Below are 11,717 nucleotides of genomic sequence, written 5' to 3'. Positions count from 1 at the left end.
CCGGACCGTACGAACAGCTGACCAGGCCGTACGAACGTCCGAGGGGCCCGGAGAGTCGTACTGACGCTGTTGGTTATTTCGGGCCCGTGCGTGACGTCGGCTCCCAAGACCTGGTTGTGGTCTTGGGAGCCGACGTTGTCGTATGGGGTGGGTGTCGATGTCTTTGCAGCCGAAGGGGTCGGGGGAGATCCCGGCGGAGACGGTGCGGGTGGCGCGGGCCGCCTTCCCGAAGGGGAGTCTGGCGATCCGGGTCCGGGACGAGTTGGGTCCGCTGTTCATCGACGAGGAGTTCGCCGATCTATTCCCGGCGCGGGGGAAGCCCGCCTGGTCACCGGGCCGACTGGCGCTGGTGCTGGTGTTGCAGTTCGTCGAGGGACTCACCGACCGGCAGACAGCCGAGGCGGTGCGGGCGAGGATCGACTTCAAATACGCCCTCGCGCTGGAACTCGGTGATCCGGGCTTTGACTTCTCGGTGCTGTCGGAGTTCAGGGACCGTCTTATCGATGCGGAGGCGGGCAGGCGGGTGCTGGACGGCATCCTGGCTGCGGCCCGGGAAAGGGGGCTGCTCAAGACCGCCGGCCGGGCTCGTACTGACTCCACGCATGTGCAGTCCGCGGTACGGGAACTGTGCTGGCTGGAGATGGTCGCGGAAACGCTTCGTTCAGCGTTGAACACGCTCGCACAGACGGCCCCCGACTGGCTGGTGGAGATCGCCGAGCCTGATTGGTTCCGGCATTACGCCACCCGGGCCGAGGACTCTCGGTTCCCCAAGGCCAACGCCAAACGGGAGGAGGTCGGCCGGCGGATCGGCATGGACGGGATGCGGCTGCTTGAGGCCGTCTTCTCGCCCCAGGCACCGGCCGCCCTGCGAGAGCTGGAGCAGGTGAAGATCCTGCGGCAGATGTGGGTCCAGCACTTCCACCTGACCGGGGGCGAGGTGCGGCGGAGGGACCCAAAAGACCGCCCGCCGGGCGCGAAGCGCCTGGTCACGCCCTATGACCCCGAAGCTAGGGGCAGCAAGAAACGCGACATCCTCTGGGACGGATACAAGACCCATCTCACCGAGACCTGCGAGCCGGACACCCCGAATTTGATCACGAACGTGGCCACGACCGAGGCCACCGTCCCCGACAGCGTGATGAGCGAGACGATCCACAACGGCCTCACCGAACGGGACTGCCTGCCCGGCGAGCACTGGGTCGACACCGGATACGCCACCGCCGCCCAGATCGCGGCCGCCCGCCGTGAACACGGCATCGAGCTGCACGGACCGCTGCAAGCCGTCACCGTCGCCCAGGCGAAGAACGGCAGCGGCTACGACCAGGACGCCTTCACCATCGACTGGGGCCAGCAGCAGGTGACCTGCCCAAACGGAGCTACCAGCACACAGTGGGCCCTGCGCAGTTCTCAGCAGCAGCTTCCGGTGATCCGGGTCAGGTTCTCCCCGGCCGACTGCCGCCACTGCCCCGCACTGCGGGACTGCGTCAGCTCGCCCAAGGCCGAACGCAGGGAACTCACCCTGCGGCAGCACGACGAGCACCAGGCCCTTCAACGCACCCGCGCTCTCCAGCAGACCGACGGATGGAAAGACCGCTACAAGATCCGCGCCGGCGTCGAAGGCACCATCTCTCAGGCAGTCGGGCGCTGCGGCCTGCGCAGATCCCGCTACCGGGGCCTGGTCAAGACCGGCCTTCAGCACCAGCTCACCGGCGCCGCCATCAACCTCGCCCGCATCGACGCCCACTTCACCGAAACACCCCGGGCCCGCACCCGCACCAGCCACTTCGCAGCACTTCGCCCCGCCGACCAGAAGACCGACGGGGCGAAGCAACAGGGCCCGAATTAACCAACAGCGTCAGTCGTACTCTCCGGGCCCCTCGGACGTGTGCGCTAACCGCGTACGCGGCCGTGCCCCGGGGTCACTCGCCCTCGGCCTGCGGGGAGCTAGCGCCGGGCGTCGCCGCCGTCGAGGCCTCGCCGGACTCGTCGCCGCCGGGCGTCTCGGAGCCGTGGTCACCGGAGTCATCCGGTTCGCCCGAGGGCGAGTCGGAGGGGGACGCCTCGGGGAGGGAGGGCTGGGCCTTGGGCCCGTACTCCTTCCAGTGGTGGGTGTTGGGCACCACGGTGGCGCGCAGCTTGATCACGCCGGTGCTGCTGAGGTCGAAGACCACCGGCTGGGCGTTGCCGTTGCGGGCGCCGGTCTTCTCGATGGACTCGATCAGGGCGACGGCGACCTCGTCGGCCTTGTTGTCCTTGCCGTCGACCTGACCGCCGAAGGCCACCGAGCCGCCGGCCGGTACCACCACGGCGTTGGAGCGGCCGGGCGCGTTCTTCGGCGGGGTGAGCGTGGCCTTCACACCGGAGACGGCGACCGCCTTGACCGTCTGGTCCCGGTCACCGCTGTTGAAGAGGCGGGCGACCACGGTGGCCGGGCCCTTGCCCTCGCGGGTGGTGACGACGTTGACGTTCTGGATCTTGATAGTCCCCTCGGTCACCGCCGCGTTGTCCGGCTTGATCTCAAGGGTCTGCGCGTCGTTGCCGGCACCGCAGGCCGCCAGTGCGGGGATCGAGAGCGCGAGGGCGCTGGCGGCGAGGGTGCCGCGTCGAAGGCTGCTGCTCACGGCTGCGGCATCTCCTATGACGAGCTAGGCGGCCGAGACTTCGCGCCCGGTCGCGAACGGTGGCGGTCACCCTCTGGCGGGGGTCGACCGATGGTCAGCGGGCTCAGGTTACCGATCGCCGCTGATCGGCCGGCAACCGGCCCTCCGGGCGGCGGTCCACGGGACCCGAACGGGCCGGAATAACCTTTGGGAACAGGGGACTTGGGGCCGCCGGCCATTCCGGGGAAAGCCCTCCACGAAGATCCTTGGATCACCCCGAATTCGGTTACGCGCCTTCACGGCTTCTCCGTGTCCCCAATCACCTTCGCGAAGTGTTGATCAATTTCCGGCCAACCAGAACCGGCCCACGCAATGACCCAGACATTTCGGACAGTTGCCCGAGGATTCCCCGGGCCGCCGCCTTGTTGCGCCGGGGTTTCACTCCGCACACAGAGCCCCGTTCACCTGCGAATTCCCGCCCGAACCCCCCGGCCGATGCACGACGGGGGGTCCGTTGTCAAGCCCCGAGATATGCCCTGACCTGCGGAAACGCCATTCAGGATGCCCTCGTCCCGTGCTATCCTGGATAGCCACGGAAGGGGTACCTGTCACATGACGTTCAAGGTTGGCGACACCGTGGTCTATCCCCATCACGGGGCCGCGCTGATCGAGGCCATCGAAACTCGTCAGATCAAAGGCGTGGACAAGACCTACTTGGTTTTGAAGGTTGCACAAGGCGACTTGACGGTTCGGGTGCCGGCGGACAATGCGGAGTTCGTAGGCGTGCGTGATGTCGTCGGGCAGGACGGTTTGGACCGGGTCTTCGAGGTGCTCCGCGCGCCTTACGCCGAGGAGCCCACCAACTGGTCCCGCCGTTACAAGGCGAATCTGGAGAAGCTCGCGTCGGGCGACGTGATCAAGGTGGCCGAGGTCGTCCGCGACCTGTGGCGCCGTGAGCGTGAGCGCGGCCTCTCCGCCGGTGAGAAGAGGATGCTGGCCAAGGCTCGCCAGATCCTGGTCAGCGAGCTGGCCCTCGCCGAGAACACCAACGAAGACAAGGCCGAGACCCTGCTCGACGAGGTCCTCGCCTCCTGATCACCCCCTGACGCGCCCCACGCCGGACGCCACCCGAAGGCGTGTGGGTCAAGGGAGAGTGGAACGGTCAGCCGACGACGTCCCGAACCGCCACGGCGGGAGGGAACCGGCGGAGGCTCCGTTTCCCGTGCTTCACCTCTGCCGCAGTGCCCGCGCGATGAACCCGTCGCCGGGCGCTGCGGCATGTCCGCGAAGTGGGTAACCTCGCTGCTCTGGTGTGCCGGGCTCGGGCAGCCGGCCCGACCACTGTCACGGAAGGGGACGGTCGGGATGTCACGCCCGGCACGCTGTGGCCATACCCACCACGGCTGAGGACACAAACCTGAACGCGCGACTGATGTCTGATAATTCCGAGAATCCCCGCTCCGGCGCCGCCGGCCGCACCGCGGCCGTCATTCCCGCCGCCGGAAGAGGGGTCCGACTCGGACCGGGCACCCCCAAGGCCCTTCGCCCCCTGGGCGGCACCCCCATGCTGATCCACGCCATAAGGGCGCTGACCCAGGCGCGCGCCGTCTCCCTGGTGGTGGTCGTGGCACCCCCCGACGGCACCGAGGAGGTACGCGCCGCCCTGTACGCCCACCCCCTGCCGGACGACGCGGTGGAGGTGCTGGTGGTGGCCGGCGGGGAGAACCGGCAGGAGTCGGTACGTCTCGGCCTGGCGGCTCTGCCCGACACCGTGGACGTGGTGCTGGTGCACGACGCCGCCCGCCCCCTGGTCCCGGTGGAACTGGTGGACGCGGTGGCCGCCGCCGTACGCGGGGGCAGGCCGGCGGTGGTGCCCGCGCTGCCGGTGCCGGACACCGTCAAGGAGGTCAAGCCCGGCGAGGGCGGGGAGCCGGAGCCCGTGGTGGCCACCCCCGACCGTTCCCGGCTGCGTGCCGTACAGACCCCGCAGGGCTTCGACCGGGCGACCCTGGCCGAGGCCCACCAGCGGCTGGCCGACGAGCCGGGCGAGGGCGCCACCGACGACGCCGGCATGGTGGAGCGGCTGGGCGCACCGGTGGTGCTGGTCCCCGGTCACCAGGAGGCGTTCAAGGTGACCCGGCCCCTGGACCTGGTGCTGGCCGAGGCCGTACTCGCTCGGAGGAGGGCCACCGATGGCTTCTGAGTTCCTCACCGCCCCGTGGCCCCGGGTGGGCACCGGCACCGACGTGCACGCCTTCGCCGAGGGTCGCCCCCTGTGGTGCGCGGGCCTGCTGTGGGAGGGCGAACCGTTCGGGCTGGCCGGCCACTCCGACGGCGACGTGGCCGCCCACGCCGCCTGTGACGCCCTGTTCTCGGCGGCCGGGATGGGCGACCTGGGCGCCCACTTCGGCACCGACCGCCCCGAGTGGTCCGGCGCCTCCGGGGTGGCCCTGCTGACCGAGGCCCACCGGCTGCTGACCGCCGACGGCTGGACGGTGGGCAACGTGGCGATCCAGGTGATCGGGGTACGGCCCAAGATCGGCCGGCGCCGGACCGAGGCCCAGCGGGCGCTGTCCGAGGCGGTGGGCGGCGCCCCGGTGTCGGTGTCCGGCACCACCACCGACGGCCTGGGGTTGACCGGCCGGGGCGAGGGCCTGGCCGCCGTGGCCACCGCGCTGGTGGTACGGACGGAGCACTGAGGGCGGGCACTCGCGGGGAATACCCAACCCCTCGGGCGTCGCTTCGTGGGGTGGGCGACCCGACGGCGTATGTCTGTGGACAGCGCGCGGGCCGCACCGTGTGGAGGATCGCAGTCGACCCAAGGAAGGGCTCCCGACATGACCGCCGAACTCTCCGAGAAGCTCCGACAGACCCTGGACGGACCGGTGTTCGTCACCATCGCCACCATCCAGCCGGACGGGTCCCCGCAGGTGTCCCCGGTCTGGGTGAAGCGGGACGGGGACGACCTGCTGATCTCCACCACCCGAGGGCGCCGCAAGGAGCGCAACCTGCGGCGCGACCCCCGGGTGACGGTGGTGGTGCAGCCCGCCGAGGCCCCGTACACCTACGCCGAGGTGCGCGGCACCGCCGAGTTGAGCACCGAGGGGGGCCAGGAGCTGATCGACGAGCTGTCGCGGAAGTACACCGGCAAGGACTACGCGGAGTTCAACCCCCGGGCCGGCCAGGACGGGGAACGGGTGATCGTGCGGGTCAAGCCCCGGAAGGTAGTGGGTTCCCTCTAGGGTGTTTCGTTTGGATCTTGGGAGATCAGGAAGCGCGTTCTGGTGTCGTGGGCCGTGGACACGGCAAGGCGGAGGAGGAGTCGATGCAGCGCATCGGCGGCAGCGGCCCACGGCGACCTACAGCGACAACGCGGCGACAACGCGGCGAGGTGCGGCACGCTCGGTGACACCGCACGCGAGCCTCGCAGTGATCCGAACGACGCACCCTGAGTCGTACCCCCGGTGCCCCGTCCCGCACGGGGCACCGGGGACGGGCGCTTACCCTTGACGCGTGACTATTCGGCTGTACGACACCAGCGCCCGGAAGATCCGTGACTTCGCCCCGATCCGGCCGGGCTGCGTCTCGATCTACCTGTGTGGCGCCACCGTGCAGGCCGCCCCGCACATCGGGCACATCCGGTCGGGACTCAACTTCGACATCATGCGCCGCTGGTTCCTCCATCGCGGCCTGGACGTGACGTTCGTCAGGAACGTCACCGACATCGACGACAAGATCATCGCCAAGGCCGCGGACCAGGGCCGCCCCTGGTGGGCCATCGGCTACGCCAACGAACGGGCCTTCAACTCCGCCTACGACGCGCTGGGTTGCCTGCCGCCCACCTGCGAGCCCCGCGCCACCGGCCACATCCCCGAGATGATCGCGATGATGCGCGAGCTGATCGACCGGGGTCACGCCTACGCCGCCGACGGCAACGTCTACTTCGACGTTCGCTCCTTCGAGGGGTATCTGAGCCTGTCCAACCAGGAGTTGGACAACCTGCTCCAGCCCGAGGGCGAGGGCGAGACCGGCAAGCGGGACCCGAGGGACTTCGCCATGTGGAAGGCCGCCAAGCCCGGGGAGCCCAGCTGGGAGACCCCCTGGGGCAGCGGCCGGCCCGGCTGGCACCTGGAGTGCTCGGCCATGGCCCACAAGTACCTGGGCGAGGTCTTCGACATCCACGGCGGGGGCATCGACCTGGTCTTCCCCCACCACGAGAACGAGATCGCCCAGTCCCGCGCCTTCGGTGACGAGTTCGCCCGCTACTGGGCCCACAACGCCTGGGTCACCATGAGCGGCGAGAAGATGAGCAAGTCCCTGGGCAACTCGGTCCTGGTCTCCGAGATGGTCAAGCGCTGGCGCCCCATCGTGCTGCGGTACTACCTCGGCACCCCGCACTACCGCTCCACCATCGAGTACAGCGAGGAGTCCCTGCGGGAGGCCGAGTCCGCGTTCGCCCGTATCGAGGGGTTCCTCCAGCGGGTCGCCGAACGCGTCGGCGAGGTCAGCCCCGCCACCGAACTCCCCACCGCCTTCTGCGAGGCGATGGACGAGGACCTGAGCGTCCCCCAGGCCATGGCCGTCGTCCACACCACCGTCCGTCAGGGCAACGCCGCCCTGAACGCGGACGACAAGGAGACCGCCATCGCCCGCCTCGCCGAACTGCGGGGAATGCTGGGCGTGTTGGGGCTCGACCCGCTGAGCCCGGAGTGGGCCCAGGAGGGCGGCCAGGACCTGCACGGGGTGGTGGACTCCCTGGTGTCCCTGGTGCTGCAACAGCGGCAGGCCGCCCGCGAGCGCAAGGACTACGCCACCGCCGACGCCATCCGGGACCAGTTGCAGAGTTCCGGTCTGGTGGTCGAGGACACCCCTGCCGGCCCCCGCTGGGAGCTGGGCGACCGCTGACCGCCCGGGGCCCCGGACCGGTCCTCGGTTTCCGGTCCACCGGCCCCGGGCCGTACAGTTGAGCGGCTGTGGGTGAACGCTCCCCCAGCCGCTCGACCAACCCCCCGACCCGATCAGTGAGGGTGCCCCGATGGCCCGTAACAGCAACCGCCGCGTGTCCGGTAAGAAGGGACCGCAGGTCGGCAGTGGCGGCAACCGTCGACGCGGCCTGGAGGGCAAGGGCCCCACCCCGCCGGCCGAGATGCGCAAGGGCCACGCCAAGCAGCGGGCCGCCCAGGCCCGCGTCCGCCGCGAACAGTCCCGCCCCCGCCGCTCCGGGAAGTCCGGGGTGGAACTGGTGGTGGGCCGCAACCCGGTCGTGGAGGCCCTGCGCGAGGGCGTGCCGGCGAACGCCCTCTACGTACAGCAGTTCATCGACAACGACGACCGGGTACGGGACGCGCTGCGGCACGCCCAGGAGCGCGGCGGTATCCACCTGGTGGAGGCCCCCCGCCCCGAGTTGGACCGGATGACCAACGGGCTCAACCACCAGGGGCTGGTCCTCCAGATCCCCCCCTACGAGTACGCCCACCCCGAGGACCTCGCCGCCGCCGCCTTCGACCGGGGCGAGGACCCGCTGATCGTCGCCCTCGACGGGGTCACCGACCCCCGGAACCTGGGCGCCGTGGTGCGCTCGGTGAGCGGCTTCGGCGGCCACGGCGTGGTGGTACCCGAGCGGCGGGCGGCCGGGATGACGGCCGGCGCCTGGAAGACCTCGGCCGGCGCGGCCTCCCGCACCCCGGTAGCCCGGGCCACCAACCTCACCCGGGCGCTGGAGTCGTACCAGAAGGCGGGGCTGACCGTGGTCGGCCTGGCCGCCGACGGCGAGGCCGACGTCCGCGAACTGGACCTCCTCGCCGGCCCGGTGGTGATCGTCGTCGGCAGCGAGGGCCGTGGCCTGTCCCGGCTGGTGGGCGAGACCTGCGACGTACGGGCCCGCATCCCGATGGCCGTCGGCACCGAGTCCCTCAACGCGGGAGTGGCCGCCGGCGTCGTCCTCTACGAGGCCTCCCGCCAACGCTGAACGGCGCGACGGGACGCCGTACCCCCGCACGCCGCTCCCAGGCGGTGCGGGGTGACGTGCCCCGGACCGTCCGACGGGGAGCCGTAACCGGTGCACTGCACCACCCGCCAGAGCGGCCCCCTCCACACTGAACCCCCCGGTGAGGCGGGCGTTCCGCGCTGGACCGCTCCCCCGAAGCCGAGGCCCCGCCCCGAACCACCCCGCGAACCGCCCCACCGAACAGGGCACCAACACCCAACCGCCCCACGGGAAGCGTGCCCGGCACCGGGCGACCCCGCAGGACGTCGTAACCCGTGCGCTCAGCCAGCCCACGGGCGAGACGCCCCGGCCCCGAACCACCCCGCGAGGCACCGCAACCCACCCACGGGATGACCGCCCCCGCCCCGACCGTCCGGCACGGCGGCGACACCGGGCGACACCGGCGCTGAACCAACCGAGGGGGCGGGGTGACGGGCGGTGAACCGGGGCCCTGAGGACGGGAGTTGACGGGTCTCCGACAGATCGGGCCGGTCAAGGCAGTGTCCTATCTGACCGTCACTCGGTTAGATGAGTGTGGAGACCAAAGCACCCACCCCTGTCCCCGGGGACCGCCCACGCACCCGGATCATTCCCGGCCGCAAGACCGCGGCGCTGGCCGAGGAGGAGTCCGCGCTGAACATGGCCAAGGTGCCGTGCGATCCGGCGCAGGTCGTGGTCAACCACCTGAGCTTCCGGGTGGACCTGTCCGGCCCCGTACCCTCGCTGTTCACCCCGGCCGTACCGGTCGCCCCGGTCGGCGCCCCGCTCGCCGGGATCGCCGGAGCCACCACGGTGCCGCGCAGACGGCGCCCGGTGGTGTGGAGCGGACAGGGCTCGGCCAGCGAGGCTCTCACCGGCGAACTGCTCCAGACGCTGCCGCCGCCCCTGGAGGCCGAGGAGGAGGACCCCAACTCGACCACGATGGCGCTGCCCCGGGTCACGCTCGGGTACCCGCCGAGGTCGCACCTCGACTCCGCCCCCACCGGCCCGGCGGCTGCCGCCACCGTGGTGGCCCCTCGTACCCCGGCCGGGTTCGCCCCTCCCCCGCCTCTCCGGGAGGACCCCTCCGGCCCCGACACCTCCGAGGAGCCCCTGCTCAGCGGGCTGCGCGCGGAGCCCTCCGACCAGCGGGGGCCGGGCGAGGGCCAGCGCGACGGCAGGCGCGACGAGCGGCAGGCCTTCTACCCGGGCCGACGGATGAACCTCGGCGTGGTGCTCCTGCCGCTCCGCGTACTGCTCGGGTTCGTCTCCGTCTACGCCGGCATGGGCAAGCTGTGTGACCCGGTGTACTTCGACGGCGGCTCCCGTGGCTCCCTGGTGACCTGGCTACGAGGCCTGCACCCCTGGGGGGTGGCCGAGCCGCTGCGGGACTTCGCCCTGGCCCACCCGGTGGGCTCCGGGCTGACCGTGGCGTTCCTCCAGGTGATCGTCGGGGTGCTCACCATGCTGGGCCTCTGGCAACGGGCAGCGGCCTCGGTGGGTGCCCTGCTGTCGGCGGCGCTGATCGTGACGGTCAGCTGGCGGGCGGTACCGGTGTACGAGATGCCGGACTTCATCTACCTGGCCGCCTGGAGCCCCCTGATCATCGCCGGCGCCCCGGTGTACTCCCTGGACGCCCGACTGGCCGGCGAGGCCTGGCGCACCCTGGGCCCCCGGGTCGAGGTTGGCGAGCTACGACGCCGGGTGCTGCGGCGCGGCACCCTGATGGCCACCCTCGTGGTGGGCGTGACCCTGCTGATCGGTTCGATGCTGGGCGGGGCCGTACGGTCGGCCGAGGTCGACACCGTACCCACCCCCGACCGCACACCGCCGCCCAGCAACAAGCTGCCCGGCTCGCCCCTGCCCAGCAGCCCCAGCGCCGGGGTGGACAGCCAGCCGCCCAGTCAGGACGACCCCCAGCGGGAGCGGCAGCCCGAGCGGTCGGCCCCCGCCTCCCCGAGCCAGGGCACCACCGAGGGCCCCGAGTCGGGGCCGACCCTGCGGGAGACGGTGCCGCCGGAGCCCACCCAGCCCCCGCGTCAGGAGCAGCAGGCACCGCCCTCCGCCGGTTCTTCGTCCGGTACCCCGACCACCGGGGGCGACAGTGGCGGTGACCAGGGCGAGTCCTCCGCCGGCAACGGTTCCGGGGGCCGGCAGGGCGCGCTGGGCGGCCTCCTCGGCTGAGCCAGGTGTCCGCGCCCTCGTAGGCCGAACCGTTCGTGGGCCCGACTCCCTCTCACCAGAGGGGAGTTCGGGCCCACGGCCGTCCCGGTCGCTCTCCGCGAGCCCGGGCCCCGCGACCTCAGTCGCGGTGGGCGGCCAGCTCCCGGGCGGCCTCCGAGAGGTCCTTGGCGGTGTCGATGGAGCGCCAGTACGCGCCCTGGGGCAGCGGGAAACCGGCCAGCCGCCGTTCCCTCGCCAGCCGGGGGAAGGTGGTCCGCTCGTGGTCGCCCCGTTCCGGCAGCAACGAGGCGAAGTCGGCGGCGAACACGTAGACACCGGCGTTGATCAGGAACGGGGACGGGGGCGCCTCGATGAAGTCCCGCACGTGACCGAACTCGTCGGTCTCCACGGCTCCCCAGGGGATACGGGGCCGGGCCAGCGCCAGCGTGGCGGTGGCGTCCCGCTCGGCGTGGAAGTCGGCCATCCTGCGCAGCGGGAAACGGGTCCAGATGTCGCCGTTGGTGGCGTACCAGGGCTCACCGGGCCGGGGCAGCTCCTTGGCCGCGAACCGCAGTCCGCCGCCCCGTCCCAGGGGCTCCTCCTCCACCACCGTACGCACCCGCATACGGGGCGCCTGGCCGGCCGACTCGGCCGCCACCAGGGGCAGTTCGGTCGCTTCCAGCCACTCGGCCAGCACCTCGGCCAGATGTCCGCAGGAGACCACCACGTCGGTGACCCCCTCGGCCGCCAGCCAGTCCAGCTGGTGGCCGATGATGGGCGTTCCGGTGCCGGGGATCTCCACCATCGGCTTGGGCCGGTCGTCGGTGTACGGGCGGAGCCGGGAACCCTGGCCTCCGGCGAGGATCACGGCCTGGGTGGGACGCTGCGCGCTTCCGTAACCCTGCGCGGACTTCTGGGGAGCTGTCATGGCCAGCACCCTAGAGGCTCGGGCCCCCCGAGGGTTCCCCGGGGGCGGGCCGCTCCCTCCC

General features: G+C 71.5%; 10 protein-coding genes. 8 read left to right on the top strand and 2 right to left on the bottom strand.

Annotated features, from left to right (window positions below; translation table 11 throughout):
* Positions 1-157 precede the first annotated feature (157 nt).
* The gene (locus ABZT14_RS01090; RefSeq protein WP_356295019.1) at positions 158-1,846 is read left to right on the top strand and encodes an IS1182 family transposase; all 1,689 of its coding nucleotides are present in this window, start codon (positions 158-160) and stop codon (positions 1,844-1,846) included.
* A 73-nt stretch (positions 1,847-1,919) separates the two neighbouring features.
* Here the strand turns inward: ABZT14_RS01090 and ABZT14_RS01085 are convergent, their stop codons facing one another.
* Positions 1,920-2,621, bottom strand: coding sequence for a DUF461 domain-containing protein (locus ABZT14_RS01085; protein ID WP_356295016.1), 702 nt, complete (start codon positions 2,619-2,621; stop codon positions 1,920-1,922).
* A 591-nt stretch (positions 2,622-3,212) separates the two neighbouring features.
* On the opposite strand from ABZT14_RS01085, the gene ABZT14_RS01080 reads away from it, so the two are divergent.
* The 7 genes from ABZT14_RS01080 (at position 3,213) to ABZT14_RS01050 (ending at position 10,749) form a co-directional block, all read left to right on the top strand.
* Positions 3,213-3,695: a CarD family transcriptional regulator gene (locus tag ABZT14_RS01080; RefSeq protein WP_010472787.1), complete on the top strand. Its 483-nt coding sequence runs from the start codon at positions 3,213-3,215 to the stop codon at positions 3,693-3,695.
* A 337-nt stretch (positions 3,696-4,032) separates the two neighbouring features.
* Complete coding sequence (gene ispD, locus ABZT14_RS01075; protein ID WP_356295013.1) at positions 4,033-4,803, top strand: 2-C-methyl-D-erythritol 4-phosphate cytidylyltransferase; 771 nt, start codon at positions 4,033-4,035, stop codon at positions 4,801-4,803.
* Entirely contained in the window at positions 4,793-5,299 is a 507-nt protein-coding gene (ispF, locus tag ABZT14_RS01070) for a 2-C-methyl-D-erythritol 2,4-cyclodiphosphate synthase (protein WP_356295011.1), read from the top strand. The genes ispD and ispF overlap by 11 nt, the downstream gene beginning before the upstream one ends.
* 138 nt (positions 5,300-5,437) lie before the next feature.
* Positions 5,438-5,842 (top strand): PPOX class F420-dependent oxidoreductase, encoded by a 405-nt coding sequence (locus ABZT14_RS01065; protein WP_356295009.1) that lies wholly within the window; start codon positions 5,438-5,440, stop codon positions 5,840-5,842.
* A 271-nt stretch (positions 5,843-6,113) separates the two neighbouring features.
* Positions 6,114-7,505, top strand: coding sequence for a cysteine--tRNA ligase (gene cysS / locus ABZT14_RS01060; RefSeq protein ID WP_356295006.1), 1,392 nt, complete (start codon positions 6,114-6,116; stop codon positions 7,503-7,505).
* Between the two features lie 130 nt (positions 7,506-7,635).
* Entirely contained in the window at positions 7,636-8,568 is a 933-nt protein-coding gene (gene rlmB, locus ABZT14_RS01055; RefSeq protein WP_356295005.1) for a 23S rRNA (guanosine(2251)-2'-O)-methyltransferase RlmB, read from the top strand.
* A gap of 546 nt (positions 8,569-9,114) precedes the next feature.
* A complete protein-coding gene (locus tag ABZT14_RS01050; protein WP_356295002.1) occupies positions 9,115-10,749 on the top strand; it encodes a DoxX family membrane protein in 1,635 nt (544 codons plus the stop codon).
* Between the two features lie 118 nt (positions 10,750-10,867).
* On the opposite strand, the gene ABZT14_RS01045 is transcribed toward ABZT14_RS01050, so the two are convergent.
* A complete protein-coding gene (locus tag ABZT14_RS01045) occupies positions 10,868-11,656 on the bottom strand; it encodes a nucleotidyltransferase family protein (protein ID WP_356294999.1) in 789 nt (262 codons plus the stop codon).
* Positions 11,657-11,717: the final 61 nt, after the last annotated feature.

This window comes from Streptomyces sp. NPDC005438 (assembly GCF_040606315.1).
Lineage (GTDB): Bacteria > Actinomycetota > Actinomycetes > Streptomycetales > Streptomycetaceae > Streptomyces.
This window is presented reverse-complemented; position numbering and strand designations above follow the sequence as displayed.